This is a genomic window from Cyanobium sp. PCC 7001, assembly GCF_000155635.1.
Taxonomy (GTDB): Bacteria; Cyanobacteriota; Cyanobacteriia; order PCC-6307; family Cyanobiaceae; genus NIES-981.
The window spans coordinates 1,679,743-1,703,145 of record NZ_DS990556.1; the positions used below are offsets into that span (position 1 = coordinate 1,679,743).

At 70.6% G+C, this 23,403-nt stretch carries 22 protein-coding genes and 1 tRNA gene; 12 read left to right on the forward strand and 11 right to left on the reverse strand.

Annotated elements, in window-relative coordinates; translation table 11 throughout:
- Nucleotides 1-2 precede the first annotated feature (2 nt).
- Nucleotides 3-1,010 carry a formylglycine-generating enzyme family protein gene (locus CPCC7001_RS08395; protein WP_006910320.1) on the reverse strand — a complete coding sequence of 336 codons (1,008 nt, stop codon included), beginning with the start codon at nucleotides 1,008-1,010 and terminating at the stop codon, nucleotides 3-5.
- Nucleotides 1,011-1,602: 592 nt separating this feature from the next.
- Here CPCC7001_RS08395 and CPCC7001_RS14055 point away from each other — a divergent pair.
- Nucleotides 1,603-2,607: a helix-turn-helix transcriptional regulator gene (locus tag CPCC7001_RS14055; RefSeq protein WP_006910383.1), complete on the forward strand. Its 1,005-nt coding sequence runs from the start codon at nucleotides 1,603-1,605 to the stop codon at nucleotides 2,605-2,607.
- Nucleotides 2,608-2,627: 20 nt separating this feature from the next.
- Here the strand turns inward: CPCC7001_RS14055 and CPCC7001_RS08405 are convergent, their stop codons facing one another.
- The 4 genes from CPCC7001_RS08405 to CPCC7001_RS08420 form a co-directional block, all read right to left on the reverse strand.
- Nucleotides 2,628-3,875 (reverse strand): competence/damage-inducible protein A, encoded by a 1,248-nt coding sequence (locus CPCC7001_RS08405; protein ID WP_006910185.1) that lies wholly within the window; start codon nucleotides 3,873-3,875, stop codon nucleotides 2,628-2,630.
- Between the two features lie 13 nt (nucleotides 3,876-3,888).
- Entirely contained in the window at nucleotides 3,889-4,992 is a 1,104-nt protein-coding gene (locus tag CPCC7001_RS08410) for a glycosyltransferase family 4 protein (protein WP_006911800.1), read from the reverse strand.
- A 67-nt stretch (nucleotides 4,993-5,059) separates the two neighbouring features.
- On the reverse strand, nucleotides 5,060-6,358 hold the full coding sequence (glyA, locus tag CPCC7001_RS08415) for a serine hydroxymethyltransferase (RefSeq protein WP_043369782.1): 1,299 nt from the start codon (nucleotides 6,356-6,358) through the stop codon (nucleotides 5,060-5,062).
- Nucleotides 6,359-6,496: 138 nt separating this feature from the next.
- Nucleotides 6,497-6,570: transfer RNA gene (locus CPCC7001_RS08420), tRNA-Arg, on the reverse strand.
- Nucleotides 6,571-6,673: 103 nt separating this feature from the next.
- Between CPCC7001_RS08420 and CPCC7001_RS08425 the strand changes: the two genes are divergently transcribed.
- Genes CPCC7001_RS08425 through CPCC7001_RS08435 form a run of 3 tightly spaced genes read left to right on the forward strand, consistent with a single transcriptional unit; the run spans nucleotide 6,674 to nucleotide 7,494 of the window.
- On the forward strand, nucleotides 6,674-6,913 hold the full coding sequence (locus CPCC7001_RS08425) for a hypothetical protein (RefSeq protein WP_006910853.1): 240 nt from the start codon (nucleotides 6,674-6,676) through the stop codon (nucleotides 6,911-6,913).
- Nucleotides 6,910-7,200: a DUF3181 family protein gene (locus CPCC7001_RS08430; RefSeq protein ID WP_043368822.1), complete on the forward strand. Its 291-nt coding sequence runs from the start codon at nucleotides 6,910-6,912 to the stop codon at nucleotides 7,198-7,200. The genes CPCC7001_RS08425 and CPCC7001_RS08430 overlap by 4 nt, the downstream gene beginning before the upstream one ends.
- A 24-nt stretch (nucleotides 7,201-7,224) precedes the next feature.
- The gene (locus CPCC7001_RS08435; protein WP_006909273.1) at nucleotides 7,225-7,494 is read left to right on the forward strand and encodes a hypothetical protein; all 270 of its coding nucleotides are present in this window, start codon (nucleotides 7,225-7,227) and stop codon (nucleotides 7,492-7,494) included.
- A 54-nt stretch (nucleotides 7,495-7,548) separates the two neighbouring features.
- On the opposite strand, the gene murJ is transcribed toward CPCC7001_RS08435, so the two are convergent.
- Nucleotides 7,549-9,171 carry a murein biosynthesis integral membrane protein MurJ gene (murJ, locus tag CPCC7001_RS08440; protein ID WP_006911530.1) on the reverse strand — a complete coding sequence of 541 codons (1,623 nt, stop codon included), beginning with the start codon at nucleotides 9,169-9,171 and terminating at the stop codon, nucleotides 7,549-7,551.
- Between the two features lie 76 nt (nucleotides 9,172-9,247).
- Here murJ and sfsA point away from each other — a divergent pair, with 76 nt between their 5' ends.
- From sfsA to CPCC7001_RS08455, 3 genes are all read left to right on the forward strand, one after another.
- Nucleotides 9,248-10,021: a DNA/RNA nuclease SfsA gene (gene sfsA, locus CPCC7001_RS08445; RefSeq protein WP_043369784.1), complete on the forward strand. Its 774-nt coding sequence runs from the start codon at nucleotides 9,248-9,250 to the stop codon at nucleotides 10,019-10,021.
- A gap of 26 nt (nucleotides 10,022-10,047) precedes the next feature.
- Nucleotides 10,048-11,274 carry a 4-hydroxy-3-methylbut-2-enyl diphosphate reductase gene (locus tag CPCC7001_RS08450; RefSeq protein ID WP_006909402.1) on the forward strand — a complete coding sequence of 409 codons (1,227 nt, stop codon included), beginning with the start codon at nucleotides 10,048-10,050 and terminating at the stop codon, nucleotides 11,272-11,274.
- A gap of 155 nt (nucleotides 11,275-11,429) precedes the next feature.
- On the forward strand, nucleotides 11,430-12,137 hold the full coding sequence (locus CPCC7001_RS08455) for a DUF1997 domain-containing protein (RefSeq protein WP_006909324.1): 708 nt from the start codon (nucleotides 11,430-11,432) through the stop codon (nucleotides 12,135-12,137).
- A gap of 3 nt (nucleotides 12,138-12,140) precedes the next feature.
- On the opposite strand, the gene CPCC7001_RS08460 is transcribed toward CPCC7001_RS08455, so the two are convergent.
- Nucleotides 12,141-12,608, reverse strand: coding sequence for a DUF4079 domain-containing protein (locus CPCC7001_RS08460; protein WP_006910286.1), 468 nt, complete (start codon nucleotides 12,606-12,608; stop codon nucleotides 12,141-12,143).
- 78 nt (nucleotides 12,609-12,686) lie between these two features.
- Nucleotides 12,687-14,246: a bifunctional phosphoribosylaminoimidazolecarboxamide formyltransferase/IMP cyclohydrolase gene (gene purH, locus CPCC7001_RS08465; protein WP_006910596.1), complete on the reverse strand. Its 1,560-nt coding sequence runs from the start codon at nucleotides 14,244-14,246 to the stop codon at nucleotides 12,687-12,689.
- A 121-nt stretch (nucleotides 14,247-14,367) separates the two neighbouring features.
- On the opposite strand from purH, the gene CPCC7001_RS08470 reads away from it, so the two are divergent.
- The gene (locus CPCC7001_RS08470) at nucleotides 14,368-15,006 is read left to right on the forward strand and encodes an alpha/beta hydrolase (RefSeq protein ID WP_043368824.1); all 639 of its coding nucleotides are present in this window, start codon (nucleotides 14,368-14,370) and stop codon (nucleotides 15,004-15,006) included.
- Nucleotides 15,007-15,193: 187 nt separating this feature from the next.
- Here the strand turns inward: CPCC7001_RS08470 and CPCC7001_RS08475 are convergent, their stop codons facing one another.
- Complete coding sequence (locus CPCC7001_RS08475; protein WP_006909364.1) at nucleotides 15,194-15,565, reverse strand: DUF3155 domain-containing protein; 372 nt, start codon at nucleotides 15,563-15,565, stop codon at nucleotides 15,194-15,196.
- 379 nt (nucleotides 15,566-15,944) lie between these two features.
- On the opposite strand from CPCC7001_RS08475, the gene CPCC7001_RS08480 reads away from it, so the two are divergent.
- Nucleotides 15,945-17,072, forward strand: a complete 1,128-nt coding sequence (locus CPCC7001_RS08480) for a sensor histidine kinase KdpD (RefSeq protein ID WP_006910100.1) — start codon at nucleotides 15,945-15,947, stop codon at nucleotides 17,070-17,072.
- Here CPCC7001_RS08480 and CPCC7001_RS08485 read toward each other — a convergent pair.
- Nucleotides 17,032-18,039 (reverse strand): adenosylcobinamide-GDP ribazoletransferase, encoded by a 1,008-nt coding sequence (locus CPCC7001_RS08485; protein ID WP_006909834.1) that lies wholly within the window; start codon nucleotides 18,037-18,039, stop codon nucleotides 17,032-17,034. The two genes, CPCC7001_RS08480 and CPCC7001_RS08485, sit on opposite strands and share 41 nt — an antisense overlap.
- On the opposite strand from CPCC7001_RS08485, the gene tgt reads away from it, so the two are divergent.
- On the forward strand, nucleotides 17,924-19,060 hold the full coding sequence (gene tgt, locus CPCC7001_RS08490) for a tRNA guanosine(34) transglycosylase Tgt (RefSeq protein WP_071778292.1): 1,137 nt from the start codon (nucleotides 17,924-17,926) through the stop codon (nucleotides 19,058-19,060). The genes CPCC7001_RS08485 and tgt overlap by 116 nt on opposite strands.
- Before the next feature lie 63 nt (nucleotides 19,061-19,123).
- On the forward strand, nucleotides 19,124-19,267 hold the full coding sequence (locus CPCC7001_RS08495) for a photosystem II reaction center protein K (RefSeq protein ID WP_006910591.1): 144 nt from the start codon (nucleotides 19,124-19,126) through the stop codon (nucleotides 19,265-19,267).
- Between the two features lie 29 nt (nucleotides 19,268-19,296).
- Here the strand turns inward: CPCC7001_RS08495 and CPCC7001_RS08500 are convergent, their stop codons facing one another.
- A complete protein-coding gene (locus tag CPCC7001_RS08500) occupies nucleotides 19,297-20,034 on the reverse strand; it encodes a WecB/TagA/CpsF family glycosyltransferase (protein ID WP_050757095.1) in 738 nt (245 codons plus the stop codon).
- A 79-nt stretch (nucleotides 20,035-20,113) separates the two neighbouring features.
- Between CPCC7001_RS08500 and CPCC7001_RS08505 the strand changes: the two genes are divergently transcribed.
- Nucleotides 20,114-23,350 carry a glycoside hydrolase family 15 protein gene (locus tag CPCC7001_RS08505; RefSeq protein WP_050757217.1) on the forward strand — a complete coding sequence of 1,079 codons (3,237 nt, stop codon included), beginning with the start codon at nucleotides 20,114-20,116 and terminating at the stop codon, nucleotides 23,348-23,350.
- Nucleotides 23,351-23,403: the final 53 nt, after the last annotated feature.

Below are 23,403 nucleotides of genomic sequence, written 5' to 3' on the forward strand. Positions count from 1 at the left end.
GGTCACAGGGAGGCGTTGAGGGGCTGGGATGCGAGGCGGATGCCGATGTGGGAGGTGCCGGTGTCCGGGCTCTCGGCCTCCCGCGCCGCCGGGCGGTAGCGGGAGCAGTAACTGGGGGAGCAGAGGAACGAGCCCCCCTTGATCACGTGCTTGGCCACCCCCGGTTCGCGGGGATCGCTGGAGGCGGCGGCATCGTCCAGGCGGGGGTCGGGCCGGTCGACCAGCAGCTGATGACCGGGCGCGAACCAGTCGGCGGTCCACTCCCACACGTTGCCGGTGGTGTCATGCAGGCCGTAGCCGTTGGGGGCATAGGAGCCCACCGGCGCCGTGCCGGCATGGCCGTCCTCGGCGCTGTCCCGGTAGGGGAACGGTCCCTGCCAGGTGTTGGCCCGGTTCGCGTCCCAGGTGTCGCCCCAGCCGAACACCTGGTCGCGCAGGCCACCGCGGGCGGCGAATTCCCACTGGGCCTCGCTGGGGAGATCGGCGCCGCGCCAGGCCGCGTAGGCCTCGGCGTCCTCGTAGGCCACCTGCACCACGGGATGATCGAGGAGGTGCTCAATCGAGCTGCCGGGCCCCTCGGGGTGGCGCCAGTCGGCGCCGGGTACCCAGTGCCAGCCGGCCATCGGGCCGATGGGCTCGCCGGGATCGAGGGGCCTGAACACCAGCGAGCCCGGTGCGCGCTCAGCGACCGAAAGGGTGGGGAACTGCTCTCTGGACAGCGGCCGTTCCGCCACGGTGCGGTAGCCGGTGGCCTCCACGAAGGCGGCGAACTGGCGGTTGGTCACCTCGTGGGTGGCCAGGCAGAAGGGGCTCAGCCGCACCAGCGCCGGCGGGCCTTCCTCGGGCCGCTGTCCGCCGGCCCCGATCCGGTAGGAGCCGGCCGGGATGGCCACCATGCCATCGGGACAGGCGAAGGCATGGGCGGGTGGCACACGCCAGCCCCCGATCAGCCATCCCGCCAGCAGCCAGCCCAGGGCCAGGCCTCCGAGCAGCAGCAGCGGGATCCCCACGCGAGACACAACGGTCGAGAGAACGCCCACGCGGGCCAGCTACAACCTTCAGCGTGCTGGGGAATCGATCAGGGAGCAGGAAAGGGCTTGAAAACGTTGCAATCAGCCGGGGCATGCTCGCTCAGGCGCAGCATCAACGAAAAAACGCAGATCACCGGGAAACAGACCCTGGCGAAGAAACAACTTCATGCCATAGGTCACGTGCAAGCAGCCCGATGTCGGTTTCCATCGGCACTCCAGGCCTGCAGACCCATCCAGAACCTGATGATTCCAGGACTTCCTCCCACGGGATTCCTGCCACTGAGGGATCCCGAGGATTCATCCCATCGATTCAACGTATCGATTCAGCGCATCGCTTCAACGCATCGCTGGATCTCACTGATTGCTCCCACTGATCACTTGGACTGATCACTCGGAGCGATCACTCGGACTGTCTCTGACCCAGGGGGTTCCACGGATTGAAGCCGCCGGATGGCCTGGCCTGGATGCCTCACGTGGTGGCAGCCTCGGCGTGGCGACCAGGGGTACGGCGCAGCGCTGCTGCCCTTGGCCAGGATGGGGCTGTCGGGGTGTTCACGGCCTGGGGCCCACCATGCGCGGACCGCTTCCCTTTCTTGACCGGCAGGCCGTGACCCTCACCCAGGCGGACGCCGTGGTGCAGCGGATCGCGGACCAACTGCCGCTGCGGGGCCTGGTGCAGGCTGGATCCGCCTCGAAGCTGCGGATGCGGAGCGTGGTGGTGCCGCTGGGTGCGATGGCGGTGGCGGGCACGGCCCATTCAGCGCTGCAGCTCGAGATGGCCCCCCTGCCGGATGTGGTCACCCTTGCCTTCTGCGAAGCGGGCAGCGCAGACCTCAGCGCCGACGGCCATCGGGTTCTTCTGCCCCCCTGCAGCGCGGCGATGTTCCTGCCGGGTTGCGCCTTCCACTGCACAACGGCAGGCATCGTGTCGGTGCTGCTGCACGATTCAGCCCAGCGGCTCGCCGCCGCGGCCACCGCCATGGTGGCCCCCGAAGCGCGGGAGAACCCCGGCCTTCAGGCCCGTTTCAACCGGCCGCTTGTCCTGGACGGGAGCGGGGATGCACGCCTGCAGGCCACCCTGACCTCGCTGCGCCGGGCGCTGCGGCTTCTCGATGAACCCCAGTTGCAGGCCAGTGGTGGCTTTGAGGCCCTGCAGCTGGAGGATCTGCTGCGCCGCCACCTGGTGCTGCTGCTCTGGCCGGACCTGATCGATCCGGAGCCTCCACCGCCGATGGGCCCATGGCGCGATCCCATCCTCGAGGCGTTGCTGGAGTGGATGGACTGCCACCTCGACGCACCGCTCACCCTCACCGCCCTGGCCCTGCGCAGCGGTGACTCGGTGCGCAATCTCCAGTACCGCTTTCAACGACGGCTGGGCTGCTCACCGATGCAGTGGTTGCGCCAACGCCGGCTTGAAGCCGTGCATGCCGAGCTGAGCCGGGGGGAGCCCGGCGGCACGGTGGCCGCCATCGCCAGGCGGCACGGCTTCCACCACCTGCCCACCTTCAGCGCGGCCTTTCAGCGCCGCTTCGGCATCCTGCCCTCCCAGCTGCTGCGCCAGGGGAAGCGGACCTGAAGACCAGGCGGCACGGGACTTCAGGCGGCGAGCAACCGCAGGCGCAACCGGTTCAGGGCCTCTCCGGCCGTGAGGGTCTGGATCCAGTGGCGGCCGCGGCTGGAGCCGAACCGCACGCCCTCGCTCCAGGCCCCCGAAGCGTCCGCCACGGCGATGTGCACCAGACCCACGGGTTTCTGCTCGCTGCCGCCACCAGGCCCGGCGATGCCTGTGACGGCCACGCCCCAGGTGGCACCGGTGAGCCGCCGGGCTCCCGCCGCCATCGCCAGGGCCACCGGATCGCTCACGGCCCCGTGCCGCTCCAGATCCAGGGCGCTCACCCCGAGCAACTTCTCTTTCACGGCATTGGCATAGGCGATCACCCCGCCCAGGAACGCATCCGAGGCTCCGGGCACCGCCGCCAGAGCCGCACCGATGCCGCCGCCGGTGCAGCTCTCGGCCACCGCCAGCGTCTCGCCGCGGCGGCGCAGCTGCTCCAGCACCACCGCCGCCAGGCTGTCCTCATCCGCCCCGAAGCAGGCCTGGCCGGCCCGACGGCGGATTTCGGCCTCCAACGGCGCCAGCAGGGCGGAGGCGGTTGTCTCCGTGTCGGCCCGGGCGGTGAGCCGCAGCTTCACCTCACCCGCGCCGGCGTAGGGCGCCACTGTGGGATTGGTGCCCTGCAGCAGGTCGGCCATCGCTTCGGCCAGAGCCGATTCGGCCACGCCCCAGAAGCGCAGCACCCGGCTGGCGTACACCCCCTGGGAGAGCCCGGCCTGGCGCAGCCAGGGGGCCGCCGTGGCATCCCACATGGCGCGCATCTCACTGGGCACCCCTGGGAAGGTGAGCACGGTGAAGCCCGGCACCGGGCTCCAGATCATTCCCGGCGCCGTGCCCGTGGGGTTGGGCAGCACGGCGGCGCCCTCGGGGAGCAGGGCCTGGCGACGCACGCTGGGGGAGAGCGGGCGGCCCCGGGCGCGGGCCTTGGCCTCGATGTCGGCCCACACCTCCGGCCGCTCGGTGAGCGGCGTGTGGAAAGCGGCGGCGATCGCCTCGGTGGTGAGGTCGTCGGGAGTGGGGCCCAGGCCGCCGGTGGTGATCAGTAGCCGGCAGCGCCGGGAGGCCTGCTGCACGGCCGCGATCAGCCGCTCACGGTTGTCGCCCACCACCTCCTGGCGCAGATGGGGAATGCCCAGGGCCGCCAGCTGCTCGGCGATCCAGCGGGCGTTGCCGTTGGTGATGTTGCCCAGCAGCAGCTCGGTGCCGATGCAGAGGATCTCGGCTGTCATCGCAGGGCGGCCGTCATCGCGGGTGGGCCGTTGGCCTGGCCTGGCGCTGGAGCTCGCGACGGGTGCTCACCAGCACCCAGATCAGCACGGCCGTGGCCAGGGCCAGCCAGAGGAAGCGCATCTCCGCATTCACCAGCACCAGGGCCAGGGAGGCCAGCCACTGGGTGAAGGCATAGATCAGCAGCACCGTGCGCCGGTGGCTCAGACCGGTGCGCAGCAGGCGGTGATGCAGATGGCGGCGGTCGGGATAGAAGGGGGAGTGGCCATCGCTGAGGCGGCCCATGATCACGGCCGACATGTCGGCCAGGGGCAGCGACAGGATCAGCAGCGGCAGCAGCAGGCTGACGCTGGTGAGGCCCTTGGCAGGGCCCACGATGCTGATCGCAGCCAGGGCGAAGCCGAGGAAGTAGGAGCCGCCATCGCCCATGAAGATGCGGGCCGGGTTGAAGTTGTGGCGCAGGAAGCCCAGGCAGCTGCCAGCCAGCGCCGCGGCGAGCAGGCCGGCGGCGGGCTGGTGCAGGCTGAAGCTCACCGAGAGCAGCCCCACCGCCGCGATGCCGCTCACCCCGGCCGCGAGGCCGTCGAGACCGTCGAGCCAGTTGATCGCATTGGTGATGCCCACCAGCCACACCAGAGTGGCCAGCAGGCTGAGCCAGTCGGGCAGCTGCAGCACCGCCGCAGGCGAACCCATCCAGCCGAAGGGAAGATCGATGCTGCCGATCCTCACGCCTTCCACCCACACCGCCATCGACACCAGCAGCTGCATCACCAGTCTGGGCAGGGGCGGCAGGGCAAAGAGGTCATCCGCCAGGCCGATCACGAAGAAGCAGAGGGAGCCGCCGAGCGTCGTCCAGATCAGGGCGTCCTTGCTGGCCTCCAGCTGGGCGAACCCCCCCAGCACCCAGGTGAGGGCGAGGGCGAGGCTGAAGCCGATCACGATGCCCACCCCACCCAGCCGCACCATCGGCTGGGTGTGCTGCTTGCGCGCATCGGGTTTGTCGATCAGCCCGAAGTTCAGGCCGAGGCGGCGCACCACCGGCACCACGAGTGCGGTGAGCACGGCGGCCACGGCCAGGGTGAGCAGCGCTGCAGCGTTGGGGCTGTAGGCAAGGGTCACGACAGCGGGCCGACGCAGGCGCCTGGGGGCAGGGCGTTGGCCGCCACCTTACGGGGAAGTGGCGGGGTCAGGCAGGCTGGAGCGCCCGGGCCGGGGCATAGAGCGGAAAACGCTCGCAGAGCTGGGCCACCCGTTGCCGGCAGCCCTGTTCGATGGCGGTGTCCTCGGGGTTGAGCAGGCGATCGGCGATCACGTCGGCCACCTCACGGAAGGCCTCCTCATCGAAGCCGCGCGTGGTGCAGGCGGCGGTGCCGAGCCGCAGGCCACTGGTCACGAAAGGCGACTGGGGGTCGAACGGCACGGTGTTCTTGTTGGCGGTGATGTGCACATCGCTCACCAGCAGGTCGGCCACCTTGCCGGTCATGCCGATGCCACGCAGATCCAGCAGCACCAGGTGGTTGTCGGTGCCGCCGCTCACCACGTCGATGCCCCGCTCCTGGATGCGGGCGGCGAGGGCCTGGGCGTTGGCGATCACCTGCTGGCTGTAGGCCCGGAAGGAGGGCTGCAGCGCCTCGCCGAAGGCCACGGCCTTGGCGGCGATCACATGCTCCAGCGGTCCGCCCTGGCTGCCGGGGAACACCGCCTTGTCGAACTGCCTGGCGAAGTCGGCATCGCGGCAGAGGATCAGACCGCCGCGGGGGCCGCGCAGGGTCTTGTGGGTGGTGGTGGTCACCACGTCGCACACGGACACCGGGTTGGGGTGCACGCCGGCGGCCACCAGACCGGCGATGTGGGCCATGTCGGCCAGCAGGTAGGCGCCCACCTCATCGGCGATGGCCCGGAAGGCCTGGAAATCGATCGTGCGGGGGTAGGCCGAGTAGCCGCACACGATCAGCTTCGGCCTGTGCTCCAGCGCCAGCTCGCGGATGGTGGCGACGTTGAGCTGCTGGGTGCCTGGATCCACGCCGTAGTGCACGGCTTTGAACCACTTGCCGCTCACGTTCACCGGCGAGCCGTGGGTGAGGTGGCCGCCATGGCTGAGGTCCATGCCCAGGATCGTGTCGCCGGGCTGGAGCAGGGCGAGGAAGACGGCGAAGTTGGCCTGGGCACCGCTGTGGGGCTGCACGTTGGCCCAGGCGGCGCCGAACAGCTGCTTGGCCCGCTCGATCGCCAGCTCCTCGATCGCGTCCACGTGCTCGCAGCCGCCGTAGTAGCGCTTGTGGGGCAGGCCCTCGGCGTACTTGTTGGTGAGCACCGAGCCCTGGGCCTCCATCACGGCTTTGGAGGCGAAGTTCTCCGACGCGATCAGTTCGAGGTGGGTCTGCTGACGCTCCAGTTCCTTGCCGATCAGGGCGGCGATGGCGGGATCGGAGGCCGCCAGGGTGGAATCAGCGCCGGCGGCAGCGGCGATCACGGTGTCAGCCATCAGGGAGTCCGCCATCAGGGTGTCCGCCCTCGAGGGATGGGGTGGGTGCTGAGGTGATGGTAATGACCCGTGTCCCCGGGCCGGAGCGGCGGCGCCATGAAAAACCGCCCCTGCCGAAGCAGAGGCGGTGGTGGGAAGCGCGCCTGGAGAGATTCGAACTCCCGACCCTCTGATCCGTAGTCAGATGCTCTAATCCGCTGAGCTACAAGCGCATGGCACCATTCTCAGCGCACGGAGGGCCCATCCGTCAAACGGTCCGCCTGCGATTCCATCAACCTGTGATTGCGCCCTCCGGCGATCCCACCGAGCTTTCCCATGCCCATCCGCTGGTACGGACCCGCCAACCCCGAGGACCCCACCTTCCGGCATTTCGAGCGGATCGTGAATTTCACCCTCCACGCCGCCCTGTTCTCGGCGATCAACAGCGGGCTGTGGGTGGTGCAGGAACTGCGCCACCCCTGGGGACATCTGGGTGTGTTCAGCCTGGTGTGGCTGGCGGCCCTGCTGGTGCACGCTGGAGTGGTCGTGACCCTGCGTCCCCGCAACCAAGCATGAGCCTCTCCGCCGGCGACCTCAAGGACCTGGAAGTGGCCCTGGCCGACAGGCTCTACCTGCAGGTGGCGGGCTGGCACCTCTACCTCGGGGATGCCGGACTGGCCCAGGAGCTGGCGATCGAGTGCGCCGCCCGGCTGCAGGCCGGCAGTAGCGTGTGCGCCCGCCAGGCGCTGGAGGCCGTGCAGGTGCCGATCGGAGGCGGCACCACCCGCCTGCCTCTGGCCCGGCTGGTGCCTGCTGGTCAGCTGCGCGACCTCGAGGAGGTGCTGGAGCCTTTTTGCCGATAGTGTTGCGGCCATTGCGAGCGGGCCGTGCTGCTGATCGAGGTCACCAACGCCCGCGAGGTCGTGGGCCAGCGCCTCGGTCGCCTCGGCAGCCGCCTGATCGGCAAGGTGGTGGATGCCGAGGCCCAGGTGGAGAAAGCCCTCATCCAGGAGCTGGAAACCGCCTTCCGCGAGTTCGGCATCGAGGCCCGCATCGTGTCGGTGCAGGGCCCGCAGCTGCTGGGCCGTTCCCACCTGGAGCTGCCGCTGCAGGTGCGGGAGGACCGGCAGGTGGGGCCCCAGAGCCTCACCTCCTGATCGGCTGAGCAGCTGGGCGGCTGGGCGGCTGGGCGGCTGCGCCGGTCCCGGCCCTCAGCGGCGGCCCAGTTTCGGCAGGCGGCGGCTGAACTGGCTCACCACCTGCTCCGCCTCGGGCACCCCGGCCCTGTGGGCGAGAAGGCCGTACACCAGCAGCCCCAAGCTGCCGCTCAGGCCCGTCTGCAGCAGCCGCCCCAGCAGGCCTGTCGGCCAGCCCACGTAGGTGGCCAACGCCCAGGCCGCCGCGGCACCGAGCAGCGCCGCGCCCAGCAGCAGGCCGCTGTCCCGGCCCCAGGCCAGCAACGGCAGGCCATGCAGCCGCACCTGCAGGGCCAGCAGCAGCCCGGCACAGGTGATCAGGTTCACCGCCACCGTGGCGAGCACCAGCCCGGCGGCGCCGGCGTAGAGCACCGGCAGCAGCTGCTGGCCCCAGGGCGTGGGCCCGCCCACGAAGGCCCAGCAGAAGAGGGCGTTGAGGCCGATCCCCGCCAGGGACCAGCGGAAGGGGGTGACGCCGTCGCCAAGGGCGTAGAAGACGCGCACGAGCACGTCGCGGGCCAGGTAGGCCGGCATGCCGATGCCGTAGGCCATCAGAAGCTGGCCCACCAGGGTGGCGGCGCCGGCATCGAAGGCGCCGCGCTCGTAGATCAGGGCCACGATCGGCACGGCCAGCGCCGCCATCAGGGCCCCGAGCGGCAGCATCGAGGCGTTGGAGAGCATCAGGCCCTGTCGGATGCGGGCCACCAGCTCCGGGCGGTCGCCCGGCGCCGTCAGGCGGGCATACACCGGCAGCAGCGGCACCAGCAGCGCGTTGGAGATCAACCCCAGGGGCGTCTGCACCAGCAGGTTGGCGTAGCCCAGTCCCGCCGCCGCCGCCGGAATGCCGGAGGCGAAGAACAGCGACACGAACACGTTGATCTGCAGCATGCCCGAGGAAAGCGTGGCCGGCCCCATCACCTGCAGCACCTCCCGCACTCCGGGGTCCTGCCAGTCCCACACCAGCCGGAAGCGGTGCAGACCCTGACGGGCCAGGGCCGGCAGCTGGATCAGCCACTGCAGCACCGCCCCCACCGTGGTGCTGGCGGCCAGCACCACGCCACCGATCAGGGCGTTCTCCGGCAGGGTGATCGCCGAGCCCAGCTGCCACCAGAGCAGGGCCAGGCCGGCGATCACCGCCACGCTGGAGAGCAGCGGACTCACCGAGGGCAACCAGAACTCATCGGCCGCGTTGAGGGCGCCGAAACCCAGACCGATCAGGCCGGCGAACAGGGCCATCGGCGCCATCCAGCGCAGCTCCACCACGGCGATGGCATGGCGCTCCGCGTCCAGACCCGGGCCCACCAGGGTGATGAGCGGATCGGCCGCCACCAGCAGGATCAGGGTGACGACCAGCAGGCCGGCCCCCACCAGGGTGTTGATCGCCGCCAGCACATGGGCCCCCTGCTCGCGGGGGCGTCGGGCCAGCACGCTCACCATGGCGCTGTGGAAGGGCCCGTTGATGCCGCCCAGCAGGATCAGCAGGAAGCCCGGCAGCACATAGGCGTAGTTGTAGGCGTCATAGGCGGCACCCACGCCGAATGCGGCAGCGATGGCCTGCTGCCGCACCAGACCGGCCACCTTGCTGATCGCGGTGGCCACGGCCACGATCAGGGCAATGCGGCGCAGGGATTGGGGCATCGGTCCGGACCGGATGGCCCGTCAGCTCGAGCGGCAGTATGGCGGGCATCCCCCTGGCAGCCCTGCCTTGCCCGTGATGGCCCCGCAGATCCTGGCGTTCCCGCCGCTCGTGGAGGGGGTGCTGCTGAAGCGCTACAAGCGCTTTCTCGCGGATGTTCAGCTCGATGGCGGCGGCGTGGTGACCGCCCATTGCCCCAACACCGGCCCCATGACCGGCGTGCTGCTGCCGGGCGGGCGCGTGCGGCTGCGCCACGACCCCTCGCCCAGCCGCAAGCTGGCCTGGACGTGGGAACAGGCCGAAGTGCCCGGCGCCGGCGGCGAGCCGGTGTGGGTGGGCATCAACACGGCGCTGCCGAACCGGCTGGTGCGGGCCGCGATCGAGGCCGGTTGCCTCGAGGCCGAGCTCGGGCCGATCGGCGGCATCCGGGCCGAGGTGCCCTACGGCGAGGGCCGCCGCAGTCGCATCGATCTGCTGCTCACCCCCGCCGAAGGGGCCCCGGACCCGCGGGCCATCTATCTGGAGGTGAAGAACACCACCTGGACCCGGGGCTCCCTGGCCCTGTTTCCCGACACGGTGACGGAGCGGGGCCAGAAGCATCTGGTGGAGCTCACCGCCCTGCTGCCGGAAGCCCGGGCGGTGCTGCTGCCCTGCCTCAGCCGCGGCGACGTGGACCGCTTCGCGCCGGGCGACTCCGCCGATCCGCGCTACGGCGAGCTGTTCCGCGCCGCCCTGGAGGCGGGCGTGGAGGTGCTGCCGTGCGTGTTCGGCTTCACAGCCACCGGGGTGCACTGGCAGGGCCTGGCGGGCGTGGAACCCCGCGAGCCGGCAGCCTCGCGCCATGCCCCATAGAGTTCCCCCACTGCCCAGGGGCTGCCGTGGATACCCGTGCCTTCAAGCGCTCGCTGCACCATTCGGAGCGCTACAACCGCCGTGGCTTCGGCCTGGGCGAGGAAGTGGCCGGCAGCCTCGAGCAGGCCTACCAGAGCGATCTCGTGGCCAAGCTGCGGGAGAACGGCTACGCGCTGCAGCGGGGAAGGCTCACGGTGCGCCTCGCCGAGGCCTTCGGCTTCTGCTGGGGGGTGGAGCGGGCCGTGGCCATGGCCTACGAAACCCGGCGCCACTATCCGAGCGAACGGATCTGGATCACCAACGAGATCATCCACAACCCCTCGGTGAACGACCATCTGCGCGACATGGACGTGCAGTTCATCCCCGTGGATGAAGGGGTGAAGGACTTCTCCGATGTGGCCAGCGGCGATGTGGTGATCCTGCCGGCCTTCGGCGCCACGGTGCAGGAGATGCAGCTGCTGAACGAACGGGGCTGTCACATCGTGGACACCACCTGTCCCTGGGTGTCCAAGGTGTGGAACACGGTGGAGAAGCACAAGAAGCACGCCTTCACCTCGATCATCCACGGCAAGGTGAAGCACGAGGAAACCCTGGCCACCAGCAGCTTCGCCGGCACCTACCTGGTGGTGCTCGACCTGGCGGAAGCCCAGCTGGTGTGCGACTACGTGCTGCTGGGGGCACGGGATGTGGATGCCGCCACCCGCACGGCGGCGCGGGAGGCCTTCATGGCGCGCTTCGCCAAGGCCTGCTCACCAGGCTTCGACCCCGACCGCGACCTGATCCGGGTGGGTGTGGCCAACCAGACCACCATGCTCAAGAGCGAGACCGAGGAGATCGGCCGGCTGGTGGAGCGCACCATGCTGCAGCGCTACGGCCCCACCGAGCTCAACGAGCACTTCCTGGCCTTCAACACGATCTGCGACGCCACCCAGGAGCGCCAGGACGCCATGTTCTCCCTGGTGGACGAACCGCTGGATCTGATGGTGGTGATCGGGGGGTACAACTCCTCCAACACCACCCACCTGCAGGAAATCGCCGTGAGCCGCGGCATCCGCTCGTTCCACATCGACACGCCGGAGCGCATCGGCCCCGGCAACCGCATCGAGCACAAACCCCTGGGTGGCGAGCTGCAGCTCGAGGAGCCGTTCCTGCCCGCCGGACCGATCCGGGTGGGCATCACCTCGGGAGCCTCCACGCCCGACCGGATCGTGGAAGCGGTGATCGAGCGTCTGATCGATCTCTGCGAGGCCTGAGCCCAGGCCGCCGGAACCCCGGGTCAAGCGGCCCTTTCTGCTGTCGCGCTCGCTGCCGCCGGCCCGGCCGTGGGGCCCTACATTGATGCCGGTTGCAGCCGGGATTCCAGAGGATTCCTGCTCCAATCCCCTTCCCGTAGCTCCGTCCGTCGCTGTTGTCGTCCACCCCCCTGTCGACGGCACCACCCGAGCCGGCCAGCCGCGCCGATGCCCAGGCCCTGCGGCATGCGGAGGATCCGCGGGTGAAGTGCTACCGCAGCCACTTCGCCGATCTGATGGAGATGCGGGCCTCAGACGACACGGTGGCCCAGTATCTGGATCGCCACGAGGGCTGGTTCCGCCGCTGCGCCGCGCCGATGGCCGTGACACCGCTCGGCTCCAACGGCTACAGCCTCACGCTCGGCCGCTTCGGCAACTTCGGTTTCGAGGTGGAACCCACCATCGGGCTCGAACTGCTCCCCCAGAGCCAGGGGGTGTACCGCATCCTCACGGTGCCCGCGGCCGGTGGTGCGGGGAGTATGGAGAGCCTCTACGACGTGGATTTCAAGGCCTCCCTCAGGCTCGACTGCGCCGATGGGGACGCCGATTGCGGCGCTGATCGTGCTGCCGCGCCTACCGAGGCCATGGCCGCTGCTGATGGCCAAACCACCACCCTGGTGCGCTGGGAGCTGGACCTGAGCGTGTGGATCCGCTTGCCCGGGGTGATCACGCTGCTGCCGGAAGGCCTGGTGCAGAGCAGCGGAGAGCATCTGCTGCGCCAGATCGTGCGTCAGATCTCACGGCGCCTCACCTGGAAGGTGCAGGAGGATTTCCACGCCAGCCATGGGCTGGATTGCCCGCCCCGGCGGCGGGCCCAGTTCTGAGCCTCAGGCCGGCCGGTTCTCCCAGATCTTGTTGAGGATCTGCATACCGCTCACGGCCTGCCAGAGGAACAGGGTCACCAGCAGCATGTTGAGGCCCACATGGGCCTTGCGGGCGATCAGGTTGCCCTGCTGCATCAGCGGCGTGAGCGAGGCGGCCAGCACGACCATGCAGGTCATGCCGATGCCCACCAGCAGGTGGGGACCCACGAACAGCTTGCCGTTGTTCAGGTAAGTGACGGCCATGCCGCCGAAGGCGCCCAGCACCAGCAGGGCCAGCAGGATGCTGCCCAGCTGGAAATGGCGCTTGGCGTACTGACCCTTGATCAGCTGCTTGCGGGTCTCGGCGTCGGGGGCCGTGCGGGTTTTCTTGGCCTTGATGCCGAGAAACAGTCCGTAGCCGGCCACCCCCAGCAGGCTCCACATCATCAGGGGGTGGAGGAAGTTGAGGTAGTAGGCGATCGACTCAGGCATGGCGTGGCCGGGGGACGAAGAGGAGGAAGAGGTGTTGGAGCGAAACTACAACTGAGCCGGGGGGCTGTGCTGCCCCCTTCAGTGCAGGAAGTGCCGACGCCCGGTCACCACCATCGCCAGGCCCAGCTCATCGCAGGCCTGGATCGAATCCTTGTCGCGAACGCTGCCACCGGGCTGGATCACCGCACGCACGCCGTAGCCCGCCGCCAGCCGCACCGTGTCATCGAACGGGAAGAAGCCATCGCTGGCCAGCACGGCCCCGTTGGCCCGCTCCCCGGCGGCCTCGAGGGCCAGCCGGGCTGAGCCCACCCGGTTCATCTGCCCGGCGCCCACCCCGAGGCTCTGGCCGTCGCGCGCCACGGTGATGGCGTTGGAGCGCACATGCCGCACCAGCTTCCAGGCGAAGCGGAGATCGGCGAGTTCCTGGGGGGTGGGCTGGCGGACACTCACCACCTCCCAGCTGCTCTGCTCCACCGGCCGATCGTCGAGATCCTGGGCGAGCACGCCGCCCAGGACCGTGCGCAACTGCTGGCGGGAGGCCCGCCCGATCGCCTCGGGGGCCAGTTCCAGCAGCCGCAGATTGGCCTTGGCCGCCAGCACCTCCCTGGCTTCGGGCCGGAAGTCCGGAGCCACCACGCACTCCAGGAACAGGCTGGTGAGATGGGCGGCGGTGGCCGCATCCACCGGGGTGTTGAGGGCCACGATGCCGCCGAAGGCGGAGAGGCGGTCGGCCTCGAGGGCACGGGCCAGGGCATCGGCGCAGCCACTGCCGGTGGCCACGCCGCAGGGGTTGGTGTGCTTCACCACCACCGCCGCCGGCTGAGCCGCCGGCCCATAGCCGAACTCGCGCACGGTCGCCAGGGCCGCGTCGAGATCGATGAGGTTGTTGTAGCTCAGCTCCTTGCCCTGCAACTGCAAAGCCCCACCCCAGCCGGCCGCGGCCGCGCTGTACCAGACGGCGCTCTGGTGGGGGTTTTCGCCGTAGCGGAGCGACTGGCGGGCCGGCAGCTCCAGCCTCAGGGGCGGGCTGGCGAGCTCTCCTTCTGCCTCTGGCTGGGCGATTGTGCTGGCCAGCCAGCGGCTGATGGCCGCGTCGTAGGCGGCGGTGTGCTCGAAGGCCGCCAGGGCGAGGCCACGCCGCAGCTCCTGGGTGAGCTCGCCACGGCGCAGGGCCTCCAGAAAGGCCGGGTACTGGGCCGGACTGGTGAGCACGACCACATCGGCATGGTTCTTGGCGGCGGCCCGCACCATGGCCGGGCCGCCGATGTCGATGGTCTCGATCGCGGTGTCGAACGGCACCGCCGGATCGGCGACCGTTTCCCGGAAGGGGTACAGGTTCACCACCACCACGTCGATCGGGGGAATCTCCTGGGCCTGCAGATCGACCTGGTGGGAGGGGTCGTCGCGCCGGGCCAGGATGCCGCCATGGACGCGCGGATGGAGGGTCTTCACCCGGCCCCCCAGGATCTCAGGCGCGCCGGTGTGATCGGCCACCTTGGTCACCGCCAGACCGGCCTGCTTCAATGCCGCCGCCGTGCCGCCACTGGAGATCAGCTGGAAGCCGGCCTCCAGCAGCCCCTGGGCCAGGGGCACCAGACCGTCCTTGTTGGACACGCTCAGGAGAGCCGTGGGTGCCATGGCTGCAGGTGGGGGTGGCTTTCAGCCAACCTACGCAGCAGCTCCGCCCCGCCCGATGGACGCTGCCTCCACCCCCGACTCCCCCATGCCATCCCCTGGGCCATCCCCGGTGTCATCCCCGGTGCCATCGCAGACCGCTGGGGAGCTCCGGCGCGGACCCGAGCAGGCACAACGGCGGCTGGTGCTGCTGCACGGCTGGGGCGCCGACGCCGACGACCTGCTCGAGCTGGGCTCCCTGCTGGTGGATGACGCCGTCAGCGTGGTGGCCCTGCAGGCACCCGGACTCCACCCCAGCGGCATGGGGCGGCAGTGGTACGACCTGCAGCAGCCCGGCTGGCCCGGCCTGCCTGAGGCCCTGCAGCAGTTGCGCCGGCGCCTTCTCAGCCTCGATCAGGAGGTTCCCCTCAGCCGCTCGGTGCTGCTCGGCTTTTCCCAGGGGGCGGCCATGGCGGTGGATGTGGTCACCCGGCAGGGGGACCTGCCGCTGGCCGCGCTGATCGGCTGCAGCGGCTATCCCCATCCCGACTGGTCACCGGCGGCCAGCAGCCCCTCCAGTCCTGCGATCGTTCTGACCCATGGCCGACAGGATCCCGTGGTGCCCTACGGCGCCAGCGTGGAACTGGTCCGCCGGCTGAACGACCGTGGCTATGCCGTAGAACTGCTGGAGCATCCGGGAGGCCACAGCATCGAGCCCGACATGCTGCCGTCACTGAGGCAGGCCATCGAGGCCTGCTGGCGTGAGGGATCCGGGGTTGCCTGAGCCATCAGCCCCTGAGCCCCACGGATGGGCTTTCGGCTTTCGGTGATGGTGATGGACGTTCAGCGATGGCGCTTCACGAAGCCCTCGCCAGACAGCTCCTGCGTGTTGACCAGCTGACTTGCGGGCATTCCGGAGGGGGGCAGTCCCCACCAGCCCCCCTCGGGAATGAACCTGGAGCCGGCGCCGATCAGACGAAGGCGTATTCGTACTCCTCCATTTCCTCCCAGTCGTCGGAGGCGAGAGCCTCGATCCCCTCGAAGAGCACCTCCTCGCCGATGCTGTCCACGATGGCCCGCAGGGAGGGGAACAGGAAGTGGTTCTCCTCGGCGTACTGGGCGCTGAACAGACCCTTCTCACCCCAGAAGAAGCGGTCCGTGGTGTGCTCGTTGCGGCGCACATTCAGGATCGCGGGCGGCACCAGAGCCTGCTCGGCGATGTAGCGGCGGGCTGCCGTCACGGGCTTGTGGGAGCCGGTTTCGAGGTGGAAGGTGGCCACGTGGGCCAGAACCCGCTGACCGGCAAGACGACGGCGGCTGATCCGCTTGCGCTTCTTAGACATGAGACGGCTCCCGATGGCGGGAGAAAGAGGGGGGACGAGGAGAGCGAACGGGACGGGCCCGCCTGCTGGAACCGGCACTGGAGTGTCCGGAACGAACGACGCCCAACCGACTGGAGACCGCAGAGGGCGCGGGACATCGTCGTCAAATCCCGGAGCGCTCAGGCGCAGCGGAAGACCAGCAGGAGGAGCAGCCCGTGGGTCGGACCTGTCACTGCTGTAGCCTCGTTTGAGCGAGAACGCAACCGAAGCCGTCGAGACGGTGCCCGAGGCCCGGTGCGGGTCGCGGGGTAGTGGTCGATACCAAGATCTTAAGACTTTTTCGCGGATCTTTTCGCTTCTCCCGAAAAATTCCTGCGATCGGGGGTCCGGAGCCCGGTTCATGGCTGTCTCCAAGCGCTTCCAGAGCCTGCTCCAGTGCCAGCTGGCCCAGTTCGCCGACCGCCCCGATGTCACCAGCCTGGTGGTCTACGTCGCCGAGGCGGGCGAGGGGGAGGCGCCCCATCTCGTTCCCGTGGGGCAGTGGCCCCTGGTGAACCGGGCCCTGCCTGCCGTGGCCCTCGACAATCCCCTCAGCGGGGCTGCCGACCTGCGCCGCTGGCTGCCCCTGCGGGATCAGGGCGTGCTGCTGGGCGCGCTGCGGGTGGACACCCTGCAGCTGCCCTGGCCGGAACCCCTGCGCCAGCGGCTGCAGGCCGTGGCCCTCTGCCTCACCGAGGGGCTCTGTCTGGATCTCGAACAGCAGCGGCTGCAGCAGCAGCTCACAGCGCAGCAGCAGCAGCTCGGCGTGCTGCTGCACCAGCTGCGCAATCCACTGGCCGCCCTGCGGACCTTCGGCCAGTTGCTGCTGCGGCGCCTGGACGGCGACGAGCGCAACCGCACCCTGGTGGAAGGGCTGCTGCAGGAGGAGCGCCAGCTGCAGCGCTACGTCGAGGCGATCAGCCACCTGGGTGCAGGCGCCCTGGTGGCCGCCCACGACCAGGAGCCCACGCCGCTGCTGTTGCCCCCCAGCCTCGGCAGCCCCAGCGGGCAGCCCCTCGTGGCCCTGCTCGCCCCGCTCGTGCAGCGGGCCGCCGCCACCGCCTCCCTGCAGGCGCGCCCCTGGCACGGCCCCGACCAGTTGCCGCCCTGGCGGGGCGACAGCGGGGCCGTGGTGGAGATCCTGGCCAATCTGCTGGAGAACGCCTTCCGCTACAGCCCGGCCGGATCCGCGGTGGGACTGCACTGCCAGCCCACCCCCAGCGGAGGCTGGCGGCTGGTGGTGTGGGACGGCGGCCCGCCGATCGCGGCGGAGGAACGGGACGCGATCTTCGCCAGGGGGGTGCGGGGCCAGAGGGGCGCCGACCTGCCAGGCACGGGCCTGGGCCTGGCCCTGGCCAGGGATCTGGCCGACGCCCTCGGGGGCCGTCTGGAGCTGGTGGCCTCGCCCGCCGCGATCGATCCGGCCCTGCCGGAGCAGGGCAACGCCTTCAGCCTTGAGCTGCCAGCCCCCGCAGCAGCAGCCCCATGAGCAGCAGCCCCAGGGCCTCGGTCCACTCCACGCAGGCGCCGTAACTGTCGCCGCTGTGGCCGCCCAGCCGGGCACCGAGCCAGCGGGGAACAAGCACGGCCGGCAGGCAGGGCAGCAGACCCAGGCCCAGCTGGACCCCCGGTGCCAGCGGCGAGCCGAACAGGGCGGGGCCCGCCGCCCCGAGGCTCAGGGCCACCAGCAGGCCACCGGCGAGCAGGGCCGGACGCAGCTCCCGGACCAGGCCCAGCCAGTGCCGCCGGTGAAAGCCGGCCGTGCCGCCTTCGCCCGGCCGCTGCCGCAGATAGGGGAACCAGGCCATGGCCAGCAGGGGAGCGCACCGCCCCCAGAACGCGGTCCAGACCAACGGCAGCGGCGCTGCGGCGGCGAGGCAGAGGAGGCCCGTGGCCCGCAGCAGGGCCAGCACCAGAGCGGCCTGAACGGCCGCGGCGCCGACACGGCTGTCGGCCATGGCCGGCAGCGCCCGGGGCCCAGCCGCCAGGCCATCGGCCGTGTCCAGGGCCCCATCGTGATGGAGGCCGCCGCTGAGCAGGAGGGCCAGCGCCATCACCAGCGCCACCTGGGCCGCCAGGGGCAGCCAGCCGGCCGTGGCCCACCAGAGCCAAGCCTGCAGCCCGCCCAGCACCAGGCCGATCACCGGGGCGAAACGGGCGATGCGCTGGAAGCGGGGCTTCGGCCACGGCCAGGCCGGCAGCACGCTGTAGAAGATCCAGGCACCGGCCAGGTCCCGCAGCCAGCCCGGGGCCCGCGGCTGATGGTGCTCCTCGGGGGGGTGGACGTCCTGGGACACGGGCAGCTGCGCTCTAGCGTCGGGACAGCGCCGGCGCGGCCCCATCAGCTTCACACCGCCACCCTTCGGGTTCACGATCACGGCGCGCTGCTCCCACACCCAGGCGCGTTGCGGCTGCTTCCACACCCCGCACGGCACGGTCACCACGCCCCGCTTCATGCCCGTGGGCACCCTGGCCACGGTGAAAGGGGTCACCGCCGCGCAGTTGCAGGCCACGGGCGCCCAGATGGTGCTGGCCAACACCTACCACCTGCATCTGCAGCCCGGCGAGGAGATCGTGGCCGAAGCCGGAGGCCTGCACCGGTTCATGCACTGGTCGGGCCCGCTGCTGACCGACTCCGGCGGGTACCAGGTGTTCAGCCTGGGGGCCATCAACCGCATCGATGACAACGGCGTGAGCTTCAGCTCTCCCCGGGATGGCCGCCGGATCCTGCTGACGCCGGAGCGGGCGATGGCGATCCAGATGGCCCTGGGCGCCGATGTGGCGATGGCCTTCGACCAGTGCCCCCCCTACCCCGCCAGCGAAGCGGACGTGGAGGCCGCCTGCCGGCGCACCCACGCCTGGCTGGAGCGCTGCGTCGCCAGCCACCACCGCAGCGACCAGGCCCTGTTCGGCATCGTGCAGGGGGGCTGCTTTCCGCGGCTGCGGCAGGAGTCGGCCCGGGCGGTGGCCTCCATGGATCTGCCCGGGATCGCCGTGGGCGGGGTGAGCGTGGGGGAACCGGTGGAGGAGATGCATCGGGTGGTGCGGCAGGTGGGGCCGCTGCTGCCGGACGCCAGGCCCCACTATCTGATGGGCGTGGGCACGCTGCCGGAGATGGCCGTGGCGGTGGCCCAGGGCTTCGACCTGTTCGACTGCGTGCTGCCCACCCGCCTGGGCCGCCACGGGGCCGCGCTGGTGGGAGGGGAACGCTGGAATCTGCGCAATGCCCGCTTCCGTCACGACCACACCCCGCTGGATCCCGGCTGTCCCTGCCCGGCCTGCAGCGGCCACACCCGGGCCTACCTCCACCACCTGATCCGTGCCGGCGAGATGCTGGGAAAGATCCTCCTCAGCCTGCACAACATCACCCAGCTGGAGCGGTTCAGCAACGCCATGGCCCAGGCGATCCGCGAAGGGTGTTTTGCAGAGGATTTCGCTCCCTGGAATCCCGACTCCCCGGCCGCCCACACGTGGTAGCGTCCGGCTCTTGCTGATCGTTTTGCAGGGATGGCCGTCTCCGCGCTGCTGGCTACCGCTTCAATGCCCCACCTGCCGTCGCAGACCCTGGCCCAGCTGCCCGAGGCCTACCAGGCCTTCGGTCCCCTGGTGGACATCCTGCCGATCATCCCCTTCTTCTTCCTGCTGCTGGCCTTCGTGTGGCAGGCCTCGGTGGGCTTCCGCTGATCTTCGGCCCAGCCCGATCCCACGGCTGGTCAGCCTTCCCTCAGCACGCGCCAGGCGAAGGCCGGCAGCGCCAGCATCCGGCGCCAGCGGCTCGGTTCCTGAATCAGCCGGTACAACCATTCGATCTGCAGGGCTCCCATCCAGCGGGGGGCCCTTTTTTTGACGCCGGCCCACACGTCGAAGCTGCCCCCCACCCCCATCCACAGGCCAGTGCGGCGCCCTGCGAGCTGCTGGATCCACAGCTCCTGACGGGGGACCCCCAGCGCCACCAGCACCAGGTCTGGAGCCGTCGCCAGCAGCTCGGCCTCGAGGGCGGGCCAGGCCTCCGCAGGCTGGAAGCCATGGATGGCCCGCACCAGCTGGAGCTCGGGCAGTTGCTGCCGCAGCCGCTCCTGCAGCCGGGCCATCACCTCCGGCGCCGCCCCCACCAGCGCCACCCGCCAGCCCACCCGGGCCCCGTGCACCAGCAGGCTGTGGGCCAGCTCGATCCCCGGGCTGCGGCGCACCCGGAAGCCCTGGCGGCCCAGGGCCCACACCACGCCGGCCCCGTCGGGAATCACCAGATCGGCGGCCGCGATCGCCTGGCCCAGGGCCGGGTTGTCCAGGGCCGCCATCGTCATCTCGGCATTGAGGGTCACGATCTGACCGCCACCCCTGGCGTGCAGGGCCAGGGCCGCCTCCCGCACATCCGGACAGACATCGATCGGCACCGAGAGCACCTCGGTGCGCGGCCCGAGGGGCCTGGCTTCGGTGGCCTTCGATGCCATGGATGGGGTTGCCGCGGGAGAGAATCTATGGCCGGCCTGCGAGCAGGCCACCCCTGCCCACCGCATGCCCCAGTCCGAGATGGCTCCAACGCCAGGCAGCCCGGTGCTGGTGGCCGACCAGGCCGCCACCACGCTGCTGGCTGAGCTCGACCAGCAGGTCAGCCAGGTGGTGCTGGACCGCCAGGATCCGATCACCGGGCTGCTGCCGGCCAGCACGGCCAACACGGTGCACGGCAACTACGGCGATGCCTGGGTGCGCGACGGGGTGTACTCGATCCAGTGCGTGTGGGGGCTGGCCCTGGCCTACCGGCGCCAGTTCGGTGCCTGCCGCCGTGCCTTCGAGCTGGAGCAACGCGTGCTGCAGCTCATGCGGGGGCTGATGAACGCGATGCTGCGGCAGGCGGCGAAGGTGGAGCGGTTCAAGCACAGCCTGGACCGGGGCGACGCCCTGCACGCCAAGTACGACACCGCCACCGGCGCCCCGGTGGTGCCGGACGACGGCTGGGGCCACCTGCAGCTCGATGCCACGGCGGTGTTCCTGCTGCAGCTGGCCCAGCTCACCCGCTCCGGACTGGTGGTGGTGCGCAGCGCCCACGAGCGGGACTTCGTGCAGAACCTCGTGTACTACGTGGCCCGGGCCTACCGGGTGGCCGACTACGGCATCTGGGAGCGGGGGGACAAGGGCAACCACGGCCTGCCGGAACGGAATGCCAGCTCCATCGGCATGGTGAAGGCGGCGCTCGAGGCCCTGGAGGACCTGGATCTGTTCGGCCCCCACGGGGACGGCAGCTGCTGCCTGGTGATCCCCCACGACGCCATCGTGCGGCTGCGACGGGCGCTGCAGGGGCTGCTGCCGCGTGAATCCGCCAGCAAGGAGGTGGATGCGGCCTGCCTTTCGGTGATCGGCTATCCGGCCTGGGCCGTGGAGGACCGGGAGCTGGCGGAGCGCACCCGCAACAAGATCCGGGCCGAGCTGGGCGGCGCCTACGGCTACAAGCGCTTCCGCCGCGATGGCCACCAGACCGTGGTGGAGGACCACACCCGCCTGCACTACGAGCGGGAGGAGCTGGCCCAGTTCGAGCACATCGAGTGTGAATGGCCCCTGTTCTGGGCCTATGAGCTGGTGACGGCCTGCTGCCAGGAACGCTGGCAGGAAGCACGGCAGTGGCGCGGCCGGCTGGCCAGCGTGAGCGTGGTGCAGGACGGCGTTCCCCTGCTCCCGGAGCTCTATCTGGTGCCGCCCGAGGCGGTGGAGCGGGAACGGCGCCAGCCCGGCAGCCAGCCGCGCCAGCCCAACGACAACGTGCCGCTGCTGTGGACCCAGAGCCTCACCTGGCTCGGCGATCTGCTGCTGGCGGGACTGATCACCCCCGCCGACCTCGACCCCAGTGGCCGCCGGCTGCCGCCGCCGCCCCGGGCCGAGCGGGTGCTGGTGGGGCTGGTGCCAGGCAGCGCGGCCGTGGCCGAGGCCCTGCGCACCGCGGGCCTGCCCACGAGCGGCAGCCTGGGTGGCTCGGCCCCTGAGGAAGCGGCCAGCGGCCCGATCGTGATCCAGGGATCCGAGGCGCTGGCCCAGCGGCTGGCCCAGGTGGGGGCGAACCGGCGCCTCGGCCTCACCGGCCATCCACCGGTGCGGATGGAAACCCTGGCCACGGCGCGCCTCTACCGCTGTCCGCAGCCCGGAGGGGGGGAAGAGCTGCTCGCCTTCGTGCCGTCCGTGCTGGAGGAGGGCACGTTCTATCTGGCCGATGACGCCGAGCTGCAGGTGGACACCGTGCAGGCGGAACTGCGCATGCTGCAGCGCCAGTGGCGCGGCAGCGGATCGCCCCTGCTGCTGATCCCCGTGGCGGAGGCGGCCTTCCAGAGCGATCCCGCGCCGTTTCTGAGCCTGGGGGCCCAGCTGCTGGCTGGCGAGGTGGGCGGAGTGCCCGTGGCGCTGGCCAGCCTCGACCAGCTGGCCGGCCAGGCCCACTGGGTCACCCTGCCGGCCCTGGCCGCAGCGGACCAGCCGGACGCGCCTCGCTCGACCGTGCCGCTGCAGGCCAGCAGCCGCCAGGCCCCGCTCTCCGCCGCCGAGGAGCAGGAGCTGGAGCGCGATGACCTCAGCATCGCCGAACTGGCGGACCGGCTCTGGCAGAGCACCTCGTTGGAGGAGCAGGCCGAGGTGCTGGAGCAGCTGGTGCGGCGTCTCGGTTCCGAAGCCCTGCTGCAGGGCCCGGGTCAGGAGCAGCCGGTGCCGTTGCGCCGCCTGCTCGAGGAGGTGTACCACCGGGCCCTCGGCGAGGCCGACTGGGATGTGGTGCGCCGTACGGCGGGCTGGCTCGCGCTGGTGCATCCCCAGCTGGAGGATGCCCTCACCGACCTGCTCGTGCGCCAGCGCCAGGTGGTGGTGGGCCGCAACTACACCACCGAATCCCTGCTCACCGAACCCCAGGGGAGTGCCGCGATCGCGGCCATGATCCGCCGCTTCAGCGGCGAGGACAGCCGCGAATGGATGCTGCAGCAGGAGCTGCTGCTGGCGCTCGATGGCCTGGCACGCCACGAGCCGAGGCTGCTCAGCGGCAGCCTCACCCTGCAGGTGGGCCAGCTGCTGCTGCTGCTCACCAGCGAGCTGGCCGCCGAGGCCGACCTCACCCCGAGCGAGGCGTTCGAAGCCCTCTGCGCCCAGCCGCCCCACGCCATCCGCCGGCGGCTGCAGGCCCTGATGGCCGATGTGGAGCACGCCAAGGACTCCCTCAAGCGCAAGGAGCAGCTGCACGTGAGTGGACGGGTGCACTGGAGCGTGCCGCCCCCGCTGGAGGACCTGCCCAGCGGCGAGAGCTGGCTGCAGCACAGGGTGCGGCTGGGGGCCCTCGGCCAGGTGCCGCGGGACTTCTATGCCGGCGTCTGGGAGCTGCTGCACCATTGCCGCGGCATCGTGATCGGCGACAAGCTGGAGCGCCGCAACAGGCTGGCCAGCGCCCCTCTGCTGAGCGAGAAGACGCCGGGGGAAAAGAACTTCGCGGCCCTGGTGGAGCACCTGCTGAGCAAGATCGAGGCTCCGGAATACCGCCAGCTCTGCACCGAAACCCTCGTCACCCTGATGGCCTTCGTGGGAGCCAACCCCCAGGTGCGCTTCGAGGACGATCTGGCGCTCGATGTGGTGATCGGCCACGCCGTGCGAGTGGGCTGGCAGCTGTGCCATCCGCAGATTCCGCCCGAGGCCTACACCCTGCACAAGGCGGCCGCCTGGGAGGCCTTCTACAACGCCTCACCGGCCGCCTGCCGCCGCTGGCAACTGGAGGCGCTGCGGCAGCTCACGCTTGAGGAGGACTGAACGGGCAACCGGCAACCGGCAACCGGGCAACGGCAACGGCTACAGCTACGGCA